This window comes from Sphingobacterium rhinopitheci (assembly GCF_022627575.1).
Lineage (GTDB): Bacteria > Bacteroidota > Bacteroidia > Sphingobacteriales > Sphingobacteriaceae > Sphingobacterium > Sphingobacterium rhinopitheci.
Genome location: NZ_JADEYQ010000007.1, coordinates 149,320 through 173,480 on the forward strand (window position 1 = coordinate 149,320; position 24,161 = coordinate 173,480).

Sequence of the window (24,161 nt, forward strand, 5' to 3'; positions counted from 1 at the left end):
GAAACTACTATTATCGACTTCGTATAATAAATCTTACCCGATTTTTAATTTTCTTATATAAAGAAGTTCAATATAAAGCTCTAAATTATAATTGCTGCTTTAGGAAAAAAGACCATGTGTTTACAACGTATAATTTAAAGGCAAGCTTAACCCTAACGAAAAATTAAACCCTTTGATAGCCCCCAGCTCTTTTTTATCCTTCAAAGACCATCCATAACCCAAGCCCAACTCTATAATATTGAATATCCCAAGCCCCACCTTTGGGCTGATGGTATACGGTGTGACTTCAGCTTTTATAAAAGGCCAAATCAACCTGCTATTGAGGTAATAGGTCAGCCCCAACTCCGGAATAACATGCATCTTCTTATTGCTCCACGTGAAATCTGCTCCAGCATCTATCTTCAAATAATCAGCATATCCCAAATCTGTCAAGCCCCAAAAAGAAAGCTTCACAAAATTGTTCGATTGGTATTGATAAGCAACGCTAGGTCCTACAATCCAACTGGATTTTCCGAGTTCTTGACCTTTAACAAAAAAAAAGCTACAGGTTGCGACTAGTAATAATAATAAACGCATATATTTTTGTGTTTATCTAAATATACAAATTAGGAGACATCATTGTTTCACAAAATATATATTATCTATATATACGCTATGTATTGGCCAGATAAAACTTGAAATATGCTTTCGCATTATTATAACTAATATCTTGAACAATTTTACCAATCCATTCGATATCATTTGGAAGCTCTTTATTGTCGACATCTTTACCGAAGATATCACACATTATCCTTCTATAATACTCATGCCTAGGAAATGATAGAATAGAGCGCGAATCCGTAAGCATACCAATTGTCCTACTCAAGACCCCCATATTTGAAAGCGTATTAATCTGTTTTGTCATTCCCTCCTTTTGATCCGAAAACCACCATGCTGCACCATATTGCATCTTGCCTGCAGTGATGCCATCATTAAAATTACCAAGCATGGTGGCTATCACTTCATTGTCTGCAGGATTTAAGTTATACACTATAGTTTTTGTTAATTGACCACTACTGTCTAATCGATTTAAGAACCTAGACAAAGCCTTTGCTTGGCTAAAATCTCCAACAGAATCATATCCCATATTAGCCCCAATATCGCGCAGCATACGCGTATTGTTATTTCGTAAAGCTCCCAAATGATATTGTTGGACCCATCCTCTTTCATGATTCCAAATAGCAAAATTAAACAACATAGCAGACTTGAACTGTATACTTTCTATTGCTGAGAGTGTACTATTAGCACGAATCTTAGTGAAAATCCTTTCAATTTCAGCATCGGTATAATCTACTGCGCACATATACTCTAAAGCATGATCCGCAACGGAACAGCCATTTGCAGCAAAATAATTATGCCGTAGCTTCAACGCATACAAGTAATCGTCAGCGGTAGCAATAGCCAGCCCTACAACAGCACTCAACTGATCAATATACGCATTCAACGCATCAATATCATCGGTATTAATAGCCTTATCGGGACGGTATGTAGGCACCATCTTGAAGGATTCCTTCTCTTTCACAAATTGCTGATGATACGTCAAGCTATCTAAAGGATCGTCGGTAGTACATATCACCTCTACATTCATCATCTTCAACAGGTTGCGTGCGGAGTACTCGGATGTAACGAGCATATCTGTAGTAATTTCAAATATACGGTCCGCAGTATCTCTATTTAACCGCTCGTCAATACCAAAATAACGCTTTAATTCTAAATGGGTCCAATGGTACAATGGATTACGCATCATATAGGGTACTGTTTCGGCCCACTTCATAAACTTCTCTTTGTCGGAGGCATCCCCTGTTATATATTTTTCATCTACGCCATTGGCACGCATTACCCTCCATTTATAATGATCCCCCTCCAGCCATACTTGGGTGATATTTTCGAATTGAATATCATTAGCTATCTGCTCAGGCCTCAAATGATTGTGGTAATCTATAATAGGTAAATCTTTTGCATAATTAGTATACAATTCTTGTGCAAATGGGGTATGCAACAAAAAATTATCGTCTATAAATGTTTTCATACTATATATTTATGGTTCTGATTATTAAATATTTTAATTGAAGATTACATTCCACAAGGGAACACCAATAAGAAATACTATTGACCTTAGCTACTAAACAAACTTATGCAGTCTATATACCGGTTATAATATACTATATATTGAAGCAGCTGTTCGTCGTTGAATATTACTACAATCTGCCTAAATGTATTTTCCTTATTATTGGTTATATAATTTCCTTATTATAACGGAAACATCTCTCAATAGAAGTGCACTTCTACTTAAGTAATATACTTAAAAAATTAACTAATCGTTAAAATCAGGCTGTTAAAATTGTTTTTTGTAGCCAAAAAACGAACCCTTACATTTTATTCAAAAAGCGTATAAAAGATCAAAAACATTTAATAGCCTGCATTTTGAATAGGTATAATTTTTTTCCAAGAGTAAAACAGGATATTCGTATTAAAGAATATAAAAGGAGATATGATGCAATAAGAAGTCTTTAATTATAAATTAATAAAATGCTAAGAAACCGTATTTTATATATAAAGACTTATTTTTACACTTTATTCAATATAGTATGAAACAGTTAAAGGAAAGAATCCTACGTGATGGTAAAAGTCTAGATGGGGGTATTTTAAAGGTTGATAGCTTTATTAATCATCAAATGGATCCTATTCTTATGAAATCTGTAGCCGTAGAATTTGTTAAGCGATTTGCACATTTACCTATTACCAAAATCGTTACTATTGAGGCTTCTGGTATCGCACCTGCTATAATGGTTGGATATTTACTGGAGCTGCCCGTTGTTTTTGTGAAAAAAGCAAAACCAAAAACCATGGAAAATATGGCTGTTGCGCAGGTATATTCATTTACTAAAGATCGCACATATGATGTATGTGTAAGTAAAGAATTTTTAAAAGAAGGGGATAAGGTTCTTTTTATTGATGATTTCTTGGCCAATGGCAATGCTGCTTTGGGAATTATTGAATTGGCAAAAGAAGCGAAAGCTCAAATTTTAGGAATGGGTTTTATTATTGAAAAGGCATTTCAAGAAGGTGGAAATATACTACGCCAAAAAACAGATATTCAAATTGAATCTCTAGCGCGTATCAAAACATTAGCTTTAAATCAAGTAACATTTGAAGATTAAGAATTCAACAAAAAGCGGTTAACTAATACGGGAACCGCTTTTTGTTGAATTTATTATTTTTCATTTGTCCTATAAGGACAAAACACGATTAAAATCATAAACACCTCATAATCCAAATTATAAAGGGTTCAAGAACATCATATTTTGATTTACTCTTCGTATTTTTTGAAAATACTCGTTGCAATATGTCCACCGAATCCAAATGTATTATTCATAGCATAGCGCACTTCTTTCTTTTTACTTTCGCCAAATACGATATCAAAAACACCATCAAACTCTGGCTCCATCGCTGTTGTATTAATCGTCGGAGGAATAATATTCTCCATAATTGATTTAATACATATGATAGCTTCTACAGCACCCGCAGCACCTAATAGATGGCCGGTCATAGATTTTGTTGCACTAATACTCAACTTACTATCTTTACCAAAAAGTCGTACAGCAGCTCTCAGCTCACTGATATCACCTTGCGGTGTTGATGTGGCATGTACATTCAAATAATCAATTTCTTCGGGTTTAATTTCTGCCTCTTCCAGTGCCGCCATCATCCCCAGGTAAGCACCTTCACCTTCAGGATGTGTTCCTGTTAAATGGTAAGCGTCTGCTGCCATACCGCCACCAACAACCTCCGCAAGAATAGTTGCGCCACGACGTTTGGCAGATTCCAATTCTTCCAATATTATAGCTCCTGCACCCTCACCCATCACAAAACCATCTCTCGTAATATCAAAAGGTCGAGATGCCGTTTCGGCATTATCGTTATTTAACGACAATGCGCGCGCCGCATTAAAACCACCGACAGCACTTTCTGTAATCGCTGCTTCTGAACCACCAGTAATAATCATATCAGCTTTGTTCCACTTGATATGGTTAAAAGCATCTATAATAGCTGTATTTGAAGTAGCACAAGCAGATACGGTGGTAAAATTGACACCGCGTAAACCATACTGAATAGAAATAACACCTGATGCAATATCAACGATCATTTTAGGAATAAAAAAAGGATTAAATCGAGGCACGCCATTTCCTTCGACAAATTCCTTAACCTGATCCTGAAAAGTTTCTATACCACCATTTCCAGATCCCCATATTACACCGATTCTATTTTTATTTAAATCGTCAAAATTAATTCCTGCATTTTTGACCGCTTCCTCGACAGCAATTAATGCATACTGCGTATATCGGTCATATTTTCGGGCATCAGCTTTTTTGATAAAATCTAAGGCATCAAAATCCTTAAGCTCACAACCAAATTTTGTTTTGAATAGTGAAGCATCAAAACGAGTTATCGGAGCAGCGCCACTTTTTCCTGCTTTCGCTGCTTCCCAAAAATCATTGACATTGTTTCCTATTGGAGTTAATGCTCCAATTCCTGTAATTACAACTCTTCTCATTTCGTTTATTTTATTAAATCACTAATTATTGTTTCTTTTATTTGTTGAAAATCGCTTTGGTAGGTAATACGTGACAGCTGTTCTCCTCCAAGGATATTGGTAATTAGAATAAGTGCTTTGTTCTTAGCGGGAATATTAAAATGGAAAACGCCAGTTTTTTGTCCCTCAATCAACGTATCCGTCAACCAATTGACCGTATTATCGGTAAGAATTTTCAATTCTGTTTGTACATCGAAATCAAAATTGAGAAAATCATTGGCTAAAGCGCCCAGAATACTAATCCTACCACCGAATCTCGCCATCTTATATACGGTAAGAAATTTATTAATCTTTTCTAATGGCTCATCATTTCGTACATACCCTTTAAACTTTTCGAGCAGCAAAGTATGTTTTTGAATAATAGCCATCACTAAAGCACTTTTTGTAGGGAAATAATAATGAATGGAGGCATTCTTTATCGACAATTCCTTAGATATATCACCAAAACTAAAAGCGTTATATCCCACTCGTCGAATTAGGTTATCTCCTCGTAAAACAATTTTATCTCTAGTATTCATAGCACAAATATACCTACCTACTAGTAGATAGACAAATTGTTTAAAAAAAATTACATTTGTAGGAGTCCAAGAGATACCAATCTATAACTAATTGCTAATAGCGTATTACGACCATAATAATTCAGCAGGATCCATATGAACGACAGATCCGTAGTAAGAGATTCCTTCGCTGCACTTCGATATACGCAGTGTGACACTCCCAATGACGGTGGATTATTTTCGTCATTGCCAGAAGGTACGACGGTTTTGCCCCTTCGTCATTGCGAGGAGGTACGACGTGGCAATCTGTTATTTTAAGACTGTACCAGTTTGTCACAGATTGCTTCGCTGCACTTCGATATACGCAGTGTGACACTCGCAATGACGGTGGATTATTTTCGTCATTGCCAGAAGGTACGACGGTTTTGCCCCTTCGTCATTGCGAGGAGGTACGACGTGGCAATCTGTTATTTTAAGACTGTACCAGTTTGTCACAGATTGCTTCGCTGCACTTCGATATACGCAGTGTGACACTCGCAATGACGGTGGATTATTTTCGTCATTGCCAGAAGGTACGACGTTTTTGCCCCTTCGTCATTGCGAGGAGGTACGACGTGGCAATCTGTTATTTTGAACCAGAATACTAAAAACTTATATATAAAAAAGGAGATTATATTCTTAACGTACAAAATCCAAGTGCAAAAATAATATCACGACAACAACACACGGACGTTACACATTGAAAATAAACTAATTAAAGTCTAATATTTGTAGCCCCGAGCAGAATCGAACTGCTATCAAATGTTTAGGAAACATCTATTCTATCCGTTGAACTACGGGGCCAATACAGTATACAACAAATGTATCATAATCGAAACATTCTAACAAATTTATATGCCCCCATTTCTTAAAAATAGAGTAGATGCAATATCGAATCCTTTTATAAGATCTAAAAGAAGATGATAATTTTACTTACACGATGAAGAATCCACTATGTTTTTGAGTTAGTTTCGTTATTCTAATATTCAACCAAAATATATTATCTATTTGCTAATATTTCCTTTATTCGTACAGTATTGTCGTAATTAGCATTAGCTAAATCAACAAAATATACACTTTGCCAAATTTGGGTATTTACCGCTTGTCTACTTTCAGTTTTTATCCAATTTGGATAAACTCGAAAACCGCGTTTTCCTTCTTTCAAATTTGTAGTAAGAATTTGCCTTTTCGCTAATTCATTTTTTGGAAAAAGAAAGAATCCATGATTTTCATTTTCTTCAACTGCAACAATATAAAAATCGAAATTATCAGATTTTTTAAATGATTCCGTTCGATTTTCGGAATTCCGCCTCCATAATGTAAGGAATAAACCCACCTTTTTAGGTGTAATTTTCGCTTTCCTAAATTTAAAATTCAACTGATCTACTTGAAAATTAACACCAAAATACTCCTTTGCTCCTTCCTCTTCCATTAGATTAGAAGCTTTAGATAAAGGATTTACACTAAGTAGCTTTTCAATTTTATTAAATACATTAATCATCGATACATTTTTTAGATAATATTTCACCTAGGCAAACGCTTTTGGAGGTATAATATCAACAGAAGCAAACTATAAAGCAATGACTTCCTATTTGGCACTCAGCCATCCAATCGTATAGCATCCAATAAGCAATATTTCCGGTTGACACATTACTGTTTGTAATGTATAGAAATCTAAAATTACTTTTTTCATTTCAATTATATCACGTCACACCTTAAAAACATAATATGCCTTCAGATCGACTACAACTTTCGACCCACTGCTAATACTAAGTGTTTAACTTGTCTATTGAGATGTTTTTTTTACGTAAAAAAAACTCAGCAGTATTACTTCACAAAGTAAGCCTTGAAAAGGAGGTAAAAATTATTCACAATTAGCGTATCCTATATATTTAATAATCATTAACATAAAATACAGAAAATCATACCATTAAAATAAATTATATTACTCAAAAAAACGTACCTTTGCACCCTCAAATTTATTATCATGCATACATCTTCAATCACCTCTGAAGAAGAACTTTACAACAAAAGAAACAGAGTTAGAATAGCTGTTTCTTTATTCTACTTTTGTCAAGGATTAGTTTTTGCCTCATGGGCAAGTCGTATTCCTGTCATCAAAGAAAACCTCGCTCTAACGGAGGCTCAATTAGGTACATTATTACTCATGCTTCCTGTTGGACAATTAGCCACAATGGCTCTATCAGGCAAATTAGTAACCACATACGGTAGTTCAAAAGTACTCCGAATAATGCCTATTATTTACGCATGCTTGCTTTGCATGATATCTTTTGCAGTGAATGCTATACAATTAGGAGCTGTATTATTAGCTTTTGGGATAGCAAGTAATATGTGCAATATAGCCGTTAACACACAGGGTGTAGCAGCAGAAGGAATCTTCAAAAAATCTATCATGTCCTCTTTCCATGGTGCATGGAGTATTGCTGGTTTTACAGGTGCGCTAATCGGCTTATTGACGATGAATATCGGTATAGATACCTTAACACATTTTATCATCATATTCGTATTAATCGTAATAAACACCTTAGTCAACTACCGATTTTTGGTCCCTGGCAAGGCAAAGGAGACTGAGAAAACATCTTTCTTCTCTAAACCCGAAAAATCGTTGGTACAATTGGGTATTATCGGCTTTTTCAGTATGGCTACAGAAGGTGCTATGTTTGACTGGAGTGGCGTTTATTTCAAAGAAATAGTTGAAGCACCAGAAAATCTAATCATAGTAGGATATGCTTCCTTTATGGTAACGATGGCTGCAGGTCGATTTGTGGGTGATTATATTATTAGCAGAATAGGCCGCAAAAGAACACTTCAAGGCAGCGGTCTTTTGATGTTTATAGGAATGATGGGATCGGTCATATTCCCAGACTTTTGGCTATGTACGATTGCCTTTATGCTAGTAGGTATAGGAGTTGCTTGCAATGTACCTACAGTATATAGTTTGGCGGGTAAGAGCACAAAAGTACCATCAGGTGTGGCATTAGCAATGGTTTCTAGCATCAGCTTTTTAGGCTTCTTGATGGGGCCTCCATTGATCGGCTATATTGCCGAGTTATTTAGCTTGCGCTACTCGTACGGCGTATTTGCTTTCTTTGGATTGATGATGTTTGTGATGACCAGCAAACTAAAAATGTTTAGAGACGAATAATACGGGATCAAATAGCAAAAAAAGGCGATAACTATCAAATGGTTATCGCCTTTTTTTAAGCTATTAAAGCATCATAAGAAAAGGAACATAGCTTGTCCTTTGATAAGGAAGCTGTTTTTTCTATTAAGATGTGCTGATTGTATATATTAAGGAAAGAAAAAATGTGGAGGGAGAAGGATTCGAACCTTCGAAGCCGAAGCAACGGATTTACAGTCCGTCCCATTTGACCGCTCTGGAACCCCTCCAGCAATTTATTCTGTTCTCTAAGAGAACGATGCAAACATCGGAAAATAATATTAATAATCACAATATTTCATCTCAATTTTTACTAACACAAAGAATATAAACGAGTTAATTTTTTGTTACAATAATAATTTCGTATAAAAATAAGGAATAGAGACAAAATGCACGATAAGGGCGCTGAACAGCTCATAAACCGCCTTTATAAAAATATAATTCACTGATAGATTTTAACTATAACATATAATAATTTATTATACACAAAAGAGCTTAAAATATTTACCTTTGTGTTACAATAAAAATTAGAAGAAACAACTATGAGTTTTACAGGTAAGAATTTCCCAAACATCACAGTAGATGCTATCGATTATTTAGGTGATTACATCTCAATTAACATTTTTGAAAAAGCACAACAAGAGAACAAAAAAGTATTATTATTCTGGTATCCAAAAGATTTTACTTTCGTTTGTCCTACTGAATTACACGCTTTCCAAGAAGCTGTTGCAGAATTTGAAAAACGTAACACAATCGTAATTGGTGCTTCTTGTGATTCAAACGAGGTTCACTTTGCATGGTTAAATACAGCTAAAGACAACGGTGGTATCGAAGGTGTTGAATACCCAATTATTGCTGACACAAACCGCAACTTATCTAGCATCTTAGGTATATTAGATGTTAAAGAAGTAGAGCATCCAGAATATGGTACGATTGCAGAAGGTTCAGCAGTTACTTTCCGTGCTACATACTTAATTGATGAGACAGGTAAAGTATTCCATGAATCCGTAAATGATATGCCTTTAGGTCGTAACGTAAAAGAATATATCCGTTTAGTAGATGCTTACACACACGTTCAAAAACATGGTGAAGTATGTCCTGCAAACTGGGAAGAAGGTAAAGAAGCAATGAACGCAACTCGCGAAGGTGTAGCTTCTTACTTATCAGAAAATTAATAGGTACAGACATTGTCAAGAGGCGGACTCCCTCCGCCTCTACATTAAAAGATTCAAAATATTATGTTACAAGAATTAGAAAGCGATATCTTACAAGATGTCGTAGTAGGCAACGATACAGTAATAGTACAATATTCGGCAACATGGTGTGGCAACTGCCGTATTATGAAACCTAAGTTCAAAAAATTGGCTGGCGAGAACGATAGCGTAGCCTTCGTAATCGTAGATGCAGAGAAATTTCCTGAATCTAGAAAATTAGCTAATGTAGATAATTTACCAACTTTTGCAGCTTTCAAAAATGGACAATTGGTAAACCAAGTACAAACAAACAAAATTGACGGATTAATCGATTTATTAAATGAAGTTACCAGTAATTAAGCACTTAACTGACTTTATTGAAGCTAATGATGCAGATTATGTTTTAGAAACTATCGAAACATTAGAAGCTTTAACAGAAGTCCCTTCATTGAAAGATGAAGAATTGGATGTTATTGGAGAATTGATCTCTAATATGTATGGCGCTATCGAAGTAGACAAGTTAATAAAAGAAGGAACACCTAAGAAAGAGGCTTTAAATTTATTTATGAAGCGCGTTTTAGGGTCGATCGACAAATAATACCCCTATATCTACCTCGAGAAGCATCTTTTTCTCGTTATCGGGACCTCCACACTGCTCAATGTGCACAACTCGAATAGTGTGGAAAATTTTTTATTTCAACAAATACATAAAAATCCACTTTTTATATTACTTTTACTATAGTTAAGTAATTGTACATTACGTTCAACACTGAAATACTATTTAGCTTTCAATTGTAGCGATTAAAAGAGAAATATTTAAGACTGAAGATTTTTAATTGTTGGTAAAAAGGAACTTCCTAATAAGAAGTTCCTTTTTCTATTTTAGCTCCTTTATCCTAAGATAATAACATTATTACAGTACATTATATGTTATATTATCCATAAGCTGTATATTTAATACATGTTAAAAAAATGGATCTTTTTATTTTCTATTTGTAGCATCGCCAAACTAAATGTGCAAGCTCAAATCAAACCCAAATCAAGTAACGAAATTCAACTAGGCCTACAAAAACTTAACACTTTAGGATCAGTATTGTATTTTGCGGCGCATCCAGATGACGAAAACACAAAATTAATCGCATGGTTGGCCCAGGAGAAAAAATACAGAACAGGCTATCTATCTCTAACAAGAGGTGATGGTGGACAAAACTTGATTGGAACCGAACAAGGGATAGAACTGGGACTTATAAGAACACAAGAGCTTCTGGCGGCACGATCTATCGACAATGGCGAACAGTTTTTCTCCTCAGCCTATGATTTTGGCTTCTCCAAAACGCATGAAGAAACCTTTTCTTTTTGGGATAAAGAAACAGCGCTTCGTGAAGCGGTCTGGTTGATACGCAAGTTTCAGCCCGATGTAATCATCACTAGATTCCCTCCAGACAAAAGAGGAGGACATGGCCATCATCAAGCATCTGCTATATTGGCACATGAAGCATTTATCGCTGCCGCCGATCCTTCGATGTTTCCAGATCAGCTCCAAGAAGTAAAACCTTGGCAAGCAAAACGATTACTTTGGAATACAGCCAACTTTGGTGGCGCTAATAATACTGCTGAAGATCAGCTGAAGATCAATATCGGCGCATACAACCCTTTATTAGGACAATCATACGGTGAAATTGCGGCTAACAGCCGTTCTCAGCACAAAAGTCAAGGCTTTGGCGCTGCCTCAAGTAGAGGAAATAGCACCGAATACTTTGCTTACGTAGATGGGGTTCCTGCCAAGGAAGAACTCATGGACGAGGTCATAACTTCCTGGAAAAGAATCAACAATACAGAGCCTATTCAGCAATTAATCAACAAACTAAATACAAATTTCAACCCCCTTCAACCAGAAAAAAGTATTCCTGATTTATTAGCTTTAAAAAAGCTGATTCAAAAGATTGATGATAACTACTGGAGAGCACAAAAAACAAAAGAAGTAAATGAGCTTATTATATCTTGCGCAGGACTGTGGGTTGAGGCTACTGCAGAACACCGTCAATACCCTGTAAATACTACTTTTGAAGTTAATATAGAAGCACTAGTCAGAACTCCAAATGTAAATGTGGAACTAGTACAGGTCAATAATGACAAAGTCAATTACAACTTGTATTGCAACATCCCTTGGAAAGGAAAAGAAAATAGCACTTGGCCCCAAATAACACAACCATATTGGTTAAATCTACCACACTCATTAGGTAAATTTGAAGTAACACAACATGATTTAGGAAATCCTACTAATAGTGATAAACCGAGTATACGACTTGTATTAAAAGTTAATGGAGAAGAGCTTGCTATCAATACGGATATACAATATAAAACAGTAGATCCTGTACAAGGAGAATTATATCAAGATATTATAATAGCGCCTACTATCACAGCATCAATAGCGAACGATAATATTATTATTATAAATGATAAACCACAAAAAGTAAATATCACATTTACAAGAAACGATCTTCATAAGCAAATTTTTCAGATCAATATCGCTAAAATCAACGGATGGCAAATCTCACCATCGGTAATAGATTTAGATTTTGGTAAAGAAAATACCATCACCAAAGAAATAGAGATAAAACCAGTATCTAGAGCAGCAAAAGAAGGAACCTTGCATTTATCGTGGAATAATGAGATCTTACACAATACTAAGACGATCAAATACGACCATATACCTTCTATCACATGGTTTCCAATAGCAAAGGCAAGGATTCAAAATTTACAACTTATAAACCCAGTCAAAAAAGTAGCATATATAGCAGGTGCAGGAGATTTAGTTGCCGAATCATTGAATCAGATTGGTATAGAAACGACCCTTATTAACGAACAACAGATAACGCAACAAATACTACAAGCCTATGATGCTGTCGTAGTGGGAATTCGATACTTCAATATCAGTGACAAAAGTGATCAAACAATGCAAGCATTATTGGCCTATGCCGAAAATGGAGGTACTGTATTAATACAATACAATGTAAATACAAGGTTAAACTCTAATAAAATAGGTCCATATCCATTTACTATCTCACGCGCACGTGTAACTGAAGAAGATGCTAAGGTTTCTTTTGACAGTAATGATCAGGCCTTACAATTCCCGAATAAGATTACAGCAACAGATTTCGAGGGATGGATTCAAGAAAGAGGGCTTTATTTTGCAGAAGATATTGATGCACACTACAGAACTCCAATATTGATTAACGACAAAAATGAAGAGCCTAGCAAAGGATCATTATTGATTGTCGACCATGGTAAAGGAAAATTTGTATATACATCGTTATCTTTTTTCAGACAATTACCTGCCGGAGTGCCCGGAGCTTATAGATTATTTGTAAATTTGTTGGCAAAAGAAAAATAAACAATCATTATATATGGAAAATCAATTAAAAGAAACAGAATCCTTAAACGTTAAAGGTATTATCTTATTAGTAGCTGCTGTATTTAGTGCTCTTATTGCTTCTGTAGCTTGTGGTACATTTTTAAGTATAATCGGTGGAGCAGTTGTAGGATTAGTTTTTGCAGTATTCTTCAATAGCGTTTTATTACCTCAAAGAGAAAGTGATAGATAAGAAAGGATTACCCCCATTCGTAAATAGCTGGTCGCAATTTTATTGGATTATTGTGGCTTGGTTGCTCGTGTGTATTATACTAATGTATTTTTTCACGAAATATTATTCATGAGTACAACGGATTGGATCGTACTTTTCACTACCCTGCTTTTGATAGTTGCCTACGGCATCTACAAAAGCAGGAATATTAAAAACATAAACGGCTATTTACTCGGAGACAAATCTCTTTCGTGGTATACTGTTGGTTTTTCTGTCATGGCTACTCAGGCCAGTGCAATTACATTTTTGTCAGCGCCAGGATTAGGCTATTCATCGGGCATGAGCTTCGTTCAATTTTATTTTGGACTACCTTTAGCGATGATAGTTCTTTGTATCACCTTTGTCCCTATCTTCCAAAAACTCAATGTATACACGGCCTATGAATTTTTGGAGCAACGATTCGATGTAAATACAAGAGCATTAACAGCATTTTTGTTTCTTATACAAAGAGGCATATCCACAGGGATCACTATCTTTGCTCCCTCAATTATATTGTCTACCATATTGCATATAGATGTGACGCTTACTACATTATTAATAGGTAGTATAGTGATTATATATACAGTATATGGCGGTACCAAAGCAGTGTCATACACCCAGCTGCTACAGATGAGTATTATTTTTGGTGGACTATTGGCTGCAGGAATCATGGTTATCTATCTATTACCAGCAAACATAGGTTTTTCAGAAGCGTTGCAAATTGCGGGCAAATCGGGCAAGACCAATGCTATAGATTTCAGCTTTGACCTAGACAACCAATATACGGTATGGACAGGTCTAATCGGAGGTTTCTTTCTGCAATTATCTTATTTTGGTACGGACCAAAGTCAAGTTGGTCGTTATTTAACAGGTGCATCAGTCCGAGAAAGTAGATTAGGGCTCTTGATGAATGGGCTTTTAAAAGTACCTATGCAATTCTGTATTTTACTGATCGGAGTATTAGTATTTGTATATTATCAGTTCAATACGGCACCCTTATTTTTTAATAGTCAAGAAACCTACAAATTAGAGCAAAGCATCTATGCTAACGATTATAATAATATCCTTAAAGAGCAAGAAAAATTAAGCGCGGCCAAAAAAATCACATTAGCAGAGCTTACACAAGCTATTTCATCAGATAACACCCCTGCGATAGATGAATCACGTAATACAATACAGGATTTAAATAATAAAGGAGAGAAATTAAGAGAAGAGGTAATTACTTTAATCAAAAAAAATGATCAAAAAGCAGATACCAATGACAACAATTATATCTTTCTACATTTTGTTACCACGACATTTCCAAAAGGATTCATAGGCCTACTAATAGCTATTATTATGTTAGCTTCCATGGGCGCCACCGCGAGTGCTATTAATTCGTTGGCATCCACATCAGTAATAGATATCTATAAGCGTTTTATCTCTAAAAATGGAACAGAAGCTATGGACCTCAAAGCGTCGCGACTATTTACATTAGTTTGGGGCGTATTTACGGTTATAATAGCCTTATATGCGAACAAATTGGGTAACCTATTAGAAGCCGTTAATATATTAGGATCATTATTCTACGGCACAATATTAGGGATATTCTTAGTCGCCTTTTATCTAAAAAATATAGGGGGGAAAGCAGTCTTTTGGGCAGCAGTATTATCAGAAGTAGGTGTATTTGCAATTTGGAAGATGAATATTGTAGCTTTTTTATGGCTCAACTTGATAGGCTGTATATTAGTCATCCTATTGGGATTGATGCTACAAATTTTTATAAATTCAAGAAAGAAACTACCAAGTAATTAAGCTATCCCAAAGCTACTAAACACAGCTCTTCATTATTAAATGTAGTAATAGCAGAAATTAGAACGGGCAACTGCTCAACAGCCAATTGATAAAAAGTTCCTTTCGTGTCAACTAGCAGAGCAAAGGCTCAAAATGAGCTTCCTCAAATAGAAACAGTAAAATACAAATAGGCCTTAATAATACTTACGATACAGATCATAAAGTACTTTTTTGTCATAAGGCGTTAATACTTTATTAACTTCTTTGACGATATACTTACGCTTAAAAGCTTCAATTGCAGACTCCGGCTTAGTCATATCATATCCCATTATTTTAAGTGCATCAATGGGATTAAAATCATTAGGTGGTGTCATCAGAAAATCCTCATTATACCATATCCCAAATCCATTCTCTGCTAATATCTTCCAAGGAAAATTAACATTAGGATCATTTTTGCGCGTAGGTGCAATATCCGCATGCCCAATAAAATTCAATTGTGGAATTAAATATTTACTTTTTAGGGTATCTAATAATATTAATAAAGACTTGATCTGTGCATCAGGAAAAGCATCCCTTCCGTTATTATCAAGCTCGATACCGATAGAAGCAGAATTTATATCCGTCATACTGCCCCACTTAGATTTCCCAGCATGCCATGCACGCTCATAGTCATTGAGCATCTGTATTATTTGACCATCCTTACCTATTACGTAATGTGCACTAACCTTGGAATGCGGTACTTGAAAGGTACGTATCGTCTGCGCAACACTTACCTGAGAGGTGTGATGAATAATCACATAATTAGGCTTACGCAAATCATAATGAATCGCGGGAGTCCAATCTGCTCCCTTATAGATTCCTGTTGCTTTTTGTAATTGTAACTTATCCTGAATAACCAAACCGGTATCATCAGTATTAGCTGTAAGATTAGGGATGACACTATCTTTTACGACCTGTGTATTTATTATAGCCGATAAGACTGAATCTTTCCTGTGCTGATCAATTAAAGAAACAGGGCTAATTAAAGATTTTTTAGATGGCTTTTTAGCTGTCCCACACCCAACTATCATTAACACGACAAATACAGCACAAAAAAAACCTTTCATCAACATATTATTTAGGTAATGAATAGATCAAGCCCATAGATAGTGCTTGACTAAATTGAACTCTACCATTCTGTTGATCAGGATCATAGAAAACAACACCACTGGCAGTAACGCTTACTAATTTAGTAATTTTTGCCGTCACCGTGACATCAAGACGCTGATCAGGATCAGTTACATCCTTGTAATCTGCAAATAAGTTATATCGCGCTTTTAGATTTAAGTTTTGTGATAAATTACGGTCTAAATTTGCTGTAATCTGAAAGGCTAAATCATTACGGAATTTTTTACCTGGTTCTACACCATACACTTCGGACCCACCTTCTTTAGGCGCTATCTTGTTATTCAAAACCAATGTTTGTCGTGCAGTACCTGTACCTAGACGTAACGAAAATGCCTTGTCTAGCTTATACTCCAAACCTAGGGATTCTGTAAAATATCCGGGTGCCATAAATGCTGAAACGGTATCTAAAATAACCTCTTTCCCTTCCTGATTTCTACCGTATTTATAACCCACATCAAATTGAGATTCGAATGTTAAAGAGAAGTAAACGGACCACTTTTCACTTATTCGATGTGCTATTTTGTTATCCCAGAAAATACGGTCGACATTTTTCTTAGGTAGTTGGTCTTCATTCCATACTTTACCATACTTCATATCTAGCTCCGTTACGAAATTGAATCTATCTTTTGTATAATCTGATTTGTGCCATATCAAGCCCGACAGAGCGACAGAGTTTACCCCACCGGCATTCCAACTATCACTGAAGGATGATTGATTGGCATTGATACCAAATTTGGTCCAATGTTTCCAATAATTAACCTTTAATCCTAATTGTGGAATAGGTACCGTGATTTGCTTTATTTGTATCTTAGCAATAGTATCTGCATTCAATATCTGAGTACCTGGCTTCTCTCGAAGCTCTTTCAAATTTTCTTGAGCATTAACACTAATACAACATAGCACTAACAATAGTCCAAACAAAAAGTATGGTTTAAAATTCATATCTAAATTATCCTTTAGGAGAAATACTAAATTCACTTAAATCCGGTAATGGCTTAATATAAGGTACAAATTTAAAAAATTCATACTTAGATTTTATATAACTTATCAATTGATAATGGTTTGCGCGCAACACAAAGTCATATGACGGGCGATAACGAACCAAAAAATTATCCAAAGCTTCCCCTTCCAACCCGGTAGTGATACGCACCAATTCACGAGAAAACCGCATATCAATAATATTTTCTTGGTATTCACGCTCGAAATACTGCGTCAATCGCCTTGCATTTTTGCCTTCCTTGCTAAAATAATTATATATAGCTCCTATACTCAACCCTGCCCCATTATCACTTACACTCAATAAACTTCCAGGATCCGCCAAGCGATACGCCTTATTGTAATCTCTTTTGCGCTCAGTAAGTATCTGATCTGGTGTTTTGCGAGCTACTACGGTCACAGGATCTATATATATTGAAGCTCGTTTCATGTTTATAATCAGCACTTTGTCACCCTGATAAATAAGGGTATCCGTAAAATAATTCTCTTTGCTAGCGATCAGCATATCGCCAACATTAAGATCTATCTTAAATTCACCTCTACTATTATTAAAAATCTTTTGATTGGTACTCTTATTAAATAGTAGAACTTTGCCTACCCTTTGTTTAGTATCCCTATCAAATACGATCCCCTCAGTGCTTTGCTGCGCAAACACTACACCTATATTCCCAAAAAAATACAGGAAAAATAATATTGAAGTAAATTGAATCACAGTACTAAAACTACAATATTATGCATAATTTACCGATATTTTAACATAAATTAATACATTAAACAGACATATTACAAAGTGTACCTATCCACAAAACATAGTATTACAAAAAATGGGTGCTTTTAAAGGCACCCATTTTTAAAACTTATTTTTCAAAATCAAATAATTCTCTTATCAGTTTCGATCTACTGGATCGAAATAGGCCATTTCTAACATCCAAGCTTACATATTGCCAAACATCATAGCATTGGCAATTGGATATGTCCGACACTAGCTCCTTTGTAGGGCGCATAATAAGTAGGAGAATCACTATATGCGGCATGACCATAATTATTAATTACAGGAAAATCTTTTTCAGGTCCAGTCGCAATCGTTCTAAATGGCCACTTGTCCCAATCACGCTCCCTATTCATTTCTCCTGGAGCATTGTTAGCAAAAAAACCGCCATCACTTACATAAAAATAATTCAATGACTAAAGTCTAAAAAATGCCATCCCTGGCTTTACTTGAGGTTTATAATTTTGCGCCCTGTTGCTATATACAATTGCATCTGTTCCCGTATAACCTCTTACATATGTGGTTCCTACCCTATCTTGTCCCCAATAATATGGCCTTACATCTCCAAAGACACCATCCAAGATAGCAACATCATTTTCTCCCTCTTGCGTATCTGTAAATCTATAAACACCATAATTTTCACTTGGCTTAGCGATTAATAAAGGTTGTCCTAATAAACCTGTTAAGAACTTATTCGTTGGAGCATTAACATTGTTAGGTTCCATTTCATCCATTGTATAAAATACTTTGCCACCTTTATCCACGTAAGTTCAAACAGCATTCCAACTAGCCTCATTCCAGTAATCATGTAAATCGAGCTCTATTTGACGGCAGAACAATATTTATCACGCTTATTAATGCTTATAACTATTTGTTTGAAAGAAGAAAGTGATATTAAAAACAGAGTTTAAAGGGAGATTATTAGCCGTAGTAAAGATAAGAACGACTATATACACAGTATAAATGGGACATATGCCCATAAGAGGATAAATTACTTAGAAATCACCAAATATTGCCCAATAGTGAGGTTGTCTGTTGACAAGTTATTCAACGATTTAATCTGTTCAACAGTTACTTTATACTGCTTACTAATACCATAAAGTGTCTGTGAAGCTTTCACTTCATGGATGACCATCGCCAGAGGCGTCTTTATTTGTTCCGCTTTGACGACAGGTTCTGAAACGATCTTATCTTCGATCAAATGAATAACTTTATCTTGTCGTACGTCATGCTCAACAGAAGATTCTTTGCTATCATATTGATGTAGATCATAGCGCTCTATGATATCAATCAATAATTGAGGATATCTTGGATTGGTTGCATAACCTGCCTCTTTTAAGCCTTTAGCCCACCCTTTATAATCGTCTTTAGCTAAAGAAAACAGCTTCTCATAGCGCTTACGCAGGAGAAACTGAGAGTGATCTTTATAAGACGCTTCGACATTATCATATACTCTGAAGCAATCATTAGGATTGTCATCATCACGTGCAATGGACTTTCCAGACCATACACCACCACACTTAATTCCAAAATGATTGTTCGCTTCGATTGCCAAATAGGAGTTTCCGTTGCCAGACTCCAATAAGGCCTGTGCCAATTTGATACTCGCAGGAATGCCATATTGATTCATCTCGCGAATAGCGACACTTTTGTATGCATCAATATAATTGAGCCCTTGTACTGAAGTACCTTTCTTTCCGCTACTAGCACTTAGATTCGGTATTTCCTTAGCTTTTTGATGCGATTTAGTTGGATGAGTTTCCTTTTTTGGTGTATGTACTTTCATGGAATGGGTCTCCTTAGTCCTTTCCTTGGAAACAGAAGAAGGATTCCTCAAAACAGTATTCTTTTTTGAAGCACAAGATGACATCAAGCATATCATCAATAAAGAAAGTACAATTATTCGCATATATATAAATGATAAGCGTTATTTAACATCTAATTCATTCAAATCATAACGATTGATTGTAGATATTATTTTACTTCCCCATCCTTTTGATGCGGAATATCCTGAACGGGCTATTCCTTTTACCCAGGCATTGTAATCAGTAGAGCTTTTCGTCTCAAACAAAGCTTGCGTAGTTCTCTTTCTTTTTAATAAACCTACAAAGTCATTATAAGAATCAAAAACAGAACCATAGCCTTTATATGCAGACCGTATAGCCGTACTATTATTCTTCCCTTTTATCCCAAAATGATTATTTAGATTTGTTGCCACACGGCTATTACCGTATGCGCTTTCATGAATAGCTACCGCTAAAATTACAGATGCAGGAACACCTGTTTCTTTCATAAGTTGTTGTGCAACTTTTTTATGCTGATCGATATAACTTGATATGGAAAACTTCTGTTGACCAAATGTTACTGACATCGAAACGAAGCATAACACCATTATAAGCATTATTCTGCTTACTAAAGATTTTTGCATTTTCTATTATTTAGTCCAACCATTACTTTTTGCGTAACACAAAAAGCCCGTCTCTAATTGGCAATATCAACTTATCTACACGATTGTCGATTGCCAAAGTACTATTTAACTCTAATACTTGTTTTGTTTGATTATCCGGGTTCTCATCAAAGACCTTTCCTTTCCACAAAACATTGTCTACTAAAATCAATCCTCCTTTGGGAACTCTGTCTATTAGCATATTGTAATACACCAAATTCCTCTTTTTATCTGCATCAATAAATACAAGATCAAATTGCCCTTCTATGCTAGGTATAATTTCAAAGGCATCGCCTATTCGATATTCTATTTGATGCGCAAAAGACGACGCTTCAAAATATCCAGAAACGCGTTCTTGTTGCTCCTCATTGATATCAATAGTGTAAATTACACCCTCTTCTTGTAGCCCTTCAGCTAAGCATAAAGTAGCATACCCCGTAAATGTACCTATCTCTAAAATTCGTTTAGGATTGATCATTTTACTAATCATAGAAAGCACTCTACCTTGATAATGTCCAGACATCATGTGTGGCATTGTTTCTCTAAGATATGTCTCCCTATTGATCCTTTTTAGTAAAGAATCTTCCTCATCACTATGCGCTTCCAAATAGGTATTTACCTGATCTTCATTTTGAAACATAAGTACAAAGTTACACAACTTATTTAAAAATCAACTCATTTTGTTGGATATACGGACTAAAGTGAAGGGAAAAGGATTAATAAAAAAAGTAAAAAAGCCTTTAAAACGTGTGTTTTAAAGGCTTTATAGGGGATAATTTTATAAATGTTAATTTATGCTAAAGACGCCGTTATGAGGCGTAAAAATTCAGATCGTGTAACATCATTTTGGAAAGCTCCCGTAAAAGCAGAAGTCGTCGTTACAGAATTTTGTTTCTGTACACCACGCATTGCCATACACATATGTTTACACTCTAATACTACAGCTACACCTGCAGGATTGAGAGTTTCTTGAATACAGTCACGGATTTCATTGGTCAATCTTTCTTGCACTTGTAGTCTACGTGCAAAAGCATCTACTATACGTGGAATCTTACTTAGACCTACGATATGACCATTTGGAATATAAGCGATATGCGCTTTCCCAAAGAAGGGCAACATGTGATGCTCACACATAGAATATACCTCAATATCCTTTACCACGACCATCTGGCTATAGTCTTCTTCAAACATAGCGCTTTTCAAGACTTCAGCAGCATTGATATCATAGCCATGCGTCAAAAACTGTAATGCTTTAGCAACTCGCTCCGGTGTTTTTAGCAATCCCTCACGATTAGGATCTTCCCCCAATGCACTTAATATATCGGTATAGTGTGCTGCGATACGATCTACCTGCACAGGGTTATACTGATCTATTTTTTTATATCCGTCTAATTCCTCATTGAAATCCGTAGAATTACTCATTACTTTTCTAATATTAAATATGATTAATTGCCGAAATATTCGACTGAATTATTTTCTGTTTCATGTAGCTTCACACTATGCAGCTGTACATTATGCGCATTAAACAAGGGTGCCAACACTTGAAAGATCTCTATTGCTATGACTTCTGTTGAGGCCATCTTACCGTTCATAAAATCGACATCCAAGTTTATATTCTTGTGATCCAATTTATCGATGACAGCAGAATTTATAATGGCTTTCATAATTTTGAGATCTATGACAAACCCCGTTTCTGGATTTACCTCACCTTTTACTGTTACAAAGAGTTCATAATTATGGCCATGCCAGTTGGGGTTAGCACAATTCCCGAAAATGGCTACATTTTTTTCCGTAGACCACTCTTCTTTATACAATTTGTGTGCTGCGCTAAAGCGCTCACGTCTAGTAATGTAAATCATCTTATGCAAAGATACCTGAAAAAACTATATTTTAGTATTTCAAAAATAACAAAATGAGACCATTAATTGTTTCTGCTACACGAGAAGAAATTGCAAATAGCATTCCATTCTTGGAAAAACATAATATCCCATACCTCATTACGGGCGTAGGAATGGTTGCGACGACATATGCGCTTACGCGCTACCTATCTACCAACAATTGTGACCTCCTCCTCCAGGTTGGCATTGCGGGAGCCATCGACAGAACCATCGACATAGGTACTGTAATAGAGGTCGATTGCGATATTTTATCGGAATTGGGGGCTGAGGATGGTGATCATTTCATCCAGATCAAGGACTTAGGATTTGGGGAGTCCGAATACAGAAAAATTAACCTTTCAAGTATAGAAACATATCTACCTAAGCACATTGGCATCACGGTCAACACCATCCATGGATCAGAAAAATCTATAAATAATGTAAAAAATTTGTTTCCAAAGGCAAGTATCGAAAGTATGGAGGGAGCATCGTTTTTTTACGTAGCCCATCACTTAAACATACCATCCCTACAAGTTCGATCCATATCAAATCACGTCGAGAAACGCGATAAATCAACATGGAATATCCCTTTGGCCGTTAAAAATATAAATGAATGGTTGGTTTCATTCCTTCAAAAATATTATTAATTGCGACCTATTCTTTATCAAAAAGTGACAAATATCAAGCTAAATGCATTGCTATTATTACGAAATATCATTATTAAATAGTAGTTTTGCATATTCAAATTAAATAGATCTATTTTTAATACTAATGAGAGAAATTCAATTCAGAGAAGCCCTTCGTGAAGCAATGAACGAAGAGATGCGTAAAGATGAAACTATATTTTTAATGGGTGAAGAGGTTGCTGAGTATAACGGTGCTTACAAAGTAAGTCAAGGTATGCTGGAGGAATTCGGCGCAAAACGCGTTATAGATACACCTATTGCTGAGCTTGGTTTTGCAGGTATCGCTGTAGGAGCTGCTACAAATGGTTTGAAGCCTATTGTTGAATTCATGACATTCAACTTCTCATTAGTAGCAATTGACCAAATCATCAACTCTGCAGCAAAAATCCGTCAAATGTCTGGTGGACAATTATCATGTCCTATCGTATTTCGTGGCCCTACAGGAAATGCAGGTCAATTGGGCGCCCAGCACTCACAAAATTTTGAGAACTGGTATGCAAATACACCAGGATTAAAAGTAGTTGTTCCTTCGAATCCATATGACGCTAAAGGATTATTCAAGTCTGCTATCATCGATCCAGATCCTGTTATCTTTATGGAATCTGAGGTTATGTATGGTGACAAAGGATTTGTTCCTGAAGAAGAATATTACTTACCGATTGGTAAAGCCAATACCATTCAAGAAGGTACAGATGTAACTGTAGTTTCATTTGGTAAGATGCTATCACGTGTTGTAATTCCTGCGGTAGCAGAATTAGAAAAAGAAGGTATCAGTGTTGAGTTAATAGATTTACGTTCAGTACGTCCTATTGATTACCCACACATTATCGAATCTGTAAAGAAAACAAATCGCTTAGTAGTAGTAGAAGAAGCATGGCCATTAGCATCTATCTCTTCAGAGATCGCATTCAATGTACAAAAGAATGCTTTTGATTACTTGGACGCTCCAGTAACACGTGTTACTTCGGCTGATGTTCCTTTAGCTTATGCACCGACATTAGTGGAAGCATCACTACCAAGTATCGAAAAAGTAATTAAAGCCGTAAAAGAAGTAGCTTACAAAAAATAAGCGTTTACAAGAATATATAAAGGGGATAAATTAAGTTTTATCCCTTTTTTTATGCACTCCGCTGCTCTACATATACTATCTTTTTTCCATATAATTAATGCATAACTTTACCCTAAAGTAAGAAAGTAAACCATACTATTCTTATTGCACTAATTACCCGCTTGAATAGCCAAGCCCAGCAATAAACATGATTTCGTATGAGCCCTTAAAGG

The 24,161-nt window shown here is 35.7% G+C and carries 26 protein-coding genes and 2 tRNA genes; 11 read left to right on the forward strand and 17 right to left on the reverse strand.

The annotated features are described in order from the left end of the window. Window positions 1–120: 120 nt before the first annotated feature. Window positions 121–576 carry a hypothetical protein gene (locus IP023_RS09245; protein ID WP_241789988.1) on the reverse strand — a complete coding sequence of 152 codons (456 nt, stop codon included), beginning with the start codon at window positions 574–576 and terminating at the stop codon, window positions 121–123. 76 nt (window positions 577–652) lie between these two features. Further along, a complete protein-coding gene (uxaC, locus tag IP023_RS09250) occupies window positions 653–2,068 on the reverse strand; it encodes a glucuronate isomerase (RefSeq protein WP_241789989.1) in 1,416 nt (471 codons plus the stop codon). A gap of 559 nt (window positions 2,069–2,627) precedes the next feature. On the opposite strand from uxaC, the gene xpt reads away from it, so the two are divergent. Beyond that, complete coding sequence (gene xpt, locus IP023_RS09255) at window positions 2,628–3,200, forward strand: xanthine phosphoribosyltransferase (RefSeq protein ID WP_241789990.1); 573 nt, start codon at window positions 2,628–2,630, stop codon at window positions 3,198–3,200. A 149-nt stretch (window positions 3,201–3,349) separates the two neighbouring features. Here the strand turns inward: xpt and fabF are convergent, their stop codons facing one another. Together fabF and IP023_RS09265 are read right to left on the reverse strand one after the other, a co-directional pair. After that, window positions 3,350–4,594, reverse strand: coding sequence for a beta-ketoacyl-ACP synthase II (fabF, locus tag IP023_RS09260; protein ID WP_241789991.1), 1,245 nt, complete (start codon window positions 4,592–4,594; stop codon window positions 3,350–3,352). A gap of 5 nt (window positions 4,595–4,599) precedes the next feature. Beyond that, window positions 4,600–5,151 carry a TetR/AcrR family transcriptional regulator gene (locus tag IP023_RS09265; RefSeq protein WP_241789992.1) on the reverse strand — a complete coding sequence of 184 codons (552 nt, stop codon included), beginning with the start codon at window positions 5,149–5,151 and terminating at the stop codon, window positions 4,600–4,602. Window positions 5,152–5,286: 135 nt separating this feature from the next. Here IP023_RS09265 and IP023_RS09270 point away from each other — a divergent pair, with 135 nt between their 5' ends. Then, window positions 5,287–5,448 carry a hypothetical protein gene (locus IP023_RS09270; RefSeq protein ID WP_241789993.1) on the forward strand — a complete coding sequence of 54 codons (162 nt, stop codon included), beginning with the start codon at window positions 5,287–5,289 and terminating at the stop codon, window positions 5,446–5,448. A 453-nt stretch (window positions 5,449–5,901) separates the two neighbouring features. On the opposite strand, the gene IP023_RS09275 is transcribed toward IP023_RS09270, so the two are convergent. Both IP023_RS09275 and IP023_RS09280 read right to left on the reverse strand, forming a co-directional pair. Then, window positions 5,902–5,973 (reverse strand) — tRNA-Arg (locus tag IP023_RS09275). A 196-nt stretch (window positions 5,974–6,169) separates the two neighbouring features. Beyond that, window positions 6,170–6,670, reverse strand: coding sequence for a MepB family protein (locus IP023_RS09280; protein WP_241789994.1), 501 nt, complete (start codon window positions 6,668–6,670; stop codon window positions 6,170–6,172). Between the two features lie 486 nt (window positions 6,671–7,156). Between IP023_RS09280 and IP023_RS09285 the strand changes: the two genes are divergently transcribed. After that, entirely contained in the window at window positions 7,157–8,335 is a 1,179-nt protein-coding gene (locus IP023_RS09285; protein WP_241789995.1) for an MFS transporter, read from the forward strand. Between the two features lie 164 nt (window positions 8,336–8,499). Here the strand turns inward: IP023_RS09285 and IP023_RS09290 are convergent. Continuing rightward, a tRNA-Tyr gene (locus IP023_RS09290) sits at window positions 8,500–8,580 on the reverse strand. Between the two features lie 312 nt (window positions 8,581–8,892). On the opposite strand from IP023_RS09290, the gene IP023_RS09295 reads away from it, so the two are divergent. The 6 genes from IP023_RS09295 (at window position 8,893) to IP023_RS09320 (ending at window position 14,960) form a co-directional block, all read left to right on the forward strand. Beyond that, on the forward strand, window positions 8,893–9,525 hold the full coding sequence (locus IP023_RS09295; protein ID WP_241789996.1) for a peroxiredoxin: 633 nt from the start codon (window positions 8,893–8,895) through the stop codon (window positions 9,523–9,525). Window positions 9,526–9,588: 63 nt separating this feature from the next. Beyond that, window positions 9,589–9,903, forward strand: coding sequence for a thioredoxin family protein (locus IP023_RS09300; protein WP_241789997.1), 315 nt, complete (start codon window positions 9,589–9,591; stop codon window positions 9,901–9,903). Beyond that, on the forward strand, window positions 9,884–10,141 hold the full coding sequence (locus tag IP023_RS09305) for a DUF6952 family protein (RefSeq protein ID WP_241789998.1): 258 nt from the start codon (window positions 9,884–9,886) through the stop codon (window positions 10,139–10,141). The genes IP023_RS09300 and IP023_RS09305 overlap by 20 nt, the downstream gene beginning before the upstream one ends. A 417-nt stretch (window positions 10,142–10,558) precedes the next feature. After that, window positions 10,559–12,937, forward strand: a complete 2,379-nt coding sequence (locus IP023_RS09310) for a PIG-L family deacetylase (RefSeq protein ID WP_241789999.1) — start codon at window positions 10,559–10,561, stop codon at window positions 12,935–12,937. Window positions 12,938–12,950: 13 nt separating this feature from the next. Then, window positions 12,951–13,148 (forward strand): hypothetical protein, encoded by a 198-nt coding sequence (locus tag IP023_RS09315; RefSeq protein WP_241790000.1) that lies wholly within the window; start codon window positions 12,951–12,953, stop codon window positions 13,146–13,148. A gap of 108 nt (window positions 13,149–13,256) precedes the next feature. Beyond that, on the forward strand, window positions 13,257–14,960 hold the full coding sequence (locus IP023_RS09320) for a sodium:solute symporter (RefSeq protein ID WP_241790001.1): 1,704 nt from the start codon (window positions 13,257–13,259) through the stop codon (window positions 14,958–14,960). A gap of 173 nt (window positions 14,961–15,133) precedes the next feature. On the opposite strand, the gene IP023_RS09325 is transcribed toward IP023_RS09320, so the two are convergent. From IP023_RS09325 to IP023_RS09370, 10 genes are all read right to left on the reverse strand, one after another. Further along, window positions 15,134–16,045 (reverse strand): N-acetylmuramoyl-L-alanine amidase, encoded by a 912-nt coding sequence (locus IP023_RS09325; RefSeq protein WP_241790002.1) that lies wholly within the window; start codon window positions 16,043–16,045, stop codon window positions 15,134–15,136. 7 nt (window positions 16,046–16,052) lie between these two features. Then, entirely contained in the window at window positions 16,053–17,048 is a 996-nt protein-coding gene (locus IP023_RS09330) for a DUF3078 domain-containing protein (RefSeq protein ID WP_241790003.1), read from the reverse strand. A 7-nt stretch (window positions 17,049–17,055) separates the two neighbouring features. Further along, the gene (locus IP023_RS09335) at window positions 17,056–17,814 is read right to left on the reverse strand and encodes a hypothetical protein (protein ID WP_241790004.1); all 759 of its coding nucleotides are present in this window, start codon (window positions 17,812–17,814) and stop codon (window positions 17,056–17,058) included. 239 nt (window positions 17,815–18,053) lie between these two features. Further along, the gene (locus IP023_RS09340; RefSeq protein WP_241790005.1) at window positions 18,054–18,284 is read right to left on the reverse strand and encodes a hypothetical protein; all 231 of its coding nucleotides are present in this window, start codon (window positions 18,282–18,284) and stop codon (window positions 18,054–18,056) included. A 3-nt stretch (window positions 18,285–18,287) separates the two neighbouring features. Beyond that, window positions 18,288–18,596: a hypothetical protein gene (locus IP023_RS09345; RefSeq protein ID WP_241790006.1), complete on the reverse strand. Its 309-nt coding sequence runs from the start codon at window positions 18,594–18,596 to the stop codon at window positions 18,288–18,290. Between the two features lie 266 nt (window positions 18,597–18,862). Next, window positions 18,863–19,780: a glucosaminidase domain-containing protein gene (locus IP023_RS09350; protein WP_241790007.1), complete on the reverse strand. Its 918-nt coding sequence runs from the start codon at window positions 19,778–19,780 to the stop codon at window positions 18,863–18,865. Between the two features lie 18 nt (window positions 19,781–19,798). Then, on the reverse strand, window positions 19,799–20,242 hold the full coding sequence (locus IP023_RS09355; protein ID WP_241790008.1) for a glucosaminidase domain-containing protein: 444 nt from the start codon (window positions 20,240–20,242) through the stop codon (window positions 19,799–19,801). 79 nt (window positions 20,243–20,321) lie between these two features. Beyond that, window positions 20,322–20,957, reverse strand: coding sequence for an O-methyltransferase (locus IP023_RS09360; RefSeq protein ID WP_241790009.1), 636 nt, complete (start codon window positions 20,955–20,957; stop codon window positions 20,322–20,324). 152 nt (window positions 20,958–21,109) lie between these two features. Continuing rightward, the gene (folE, locus tag IP023_RS09365; RefSeq protein WP_241790010.1) at window positions 21,110–21,739 is read right to left on the reverse strand and encodes a GTP cyclohydrolase I FolE; all 630 of its coding nucleotides are present in this window, start codon (window positions 21,737–21,739) and stop codon (window positions 21,110–21,112) included. Window positions 21,740–21,762: 23 nt separating this feature from the next. Continuing rightward, on the reverse strand, window positions 21,763–22,176 hold the full coding sequence (locus tag IP023_RS09370) for a 6-pyruvoyl trahydropterin synthase family protein (RefSeq protein WP_241790011.1): 414 nt from the start codon (window positions 22,174–22,176) through the stop codon (window positions 21,763–21,765). 53 nt (window positions 22,177–22,229) lie between these two features. Here IP023_RS09370 and mqnB point away from each other — a divergent pair, with 53 nt between their 5' ends. Both mqnB and IP023_RS09380 read left to right on the forward strand, forming a co-directional pair. Beyond that, window positions 22,230–22,841 (forward strand): futalosine hydrolase, encoded by a 612-nt coding sequence (mqnB, locus tag IP023_RS09375; RefSeq protein ID WP_241790012.1) that lies wholly within the window; start codon window positions 22,230–22,232, stop codon window positions 22,839–22,841. 124 nt (window positions 22,842–22,965) lie between these two features. Then, window positions 22,966–23,949 carry a pyruvate dehydrogenase complex E1 component subunit beta gene (locus tag IP023_RS09380; RefSeq protein WP_241790013.1) on the forward strand — a complete coding sequence of 328 codons (984 nt, stop codon included), beginning with the start codon at window positions 22,966–22,968 and terminating at the stop codon, window positions 23,947–23,949. Window positions 23,950–24,161: the final 212 nt, after the last annotated feature.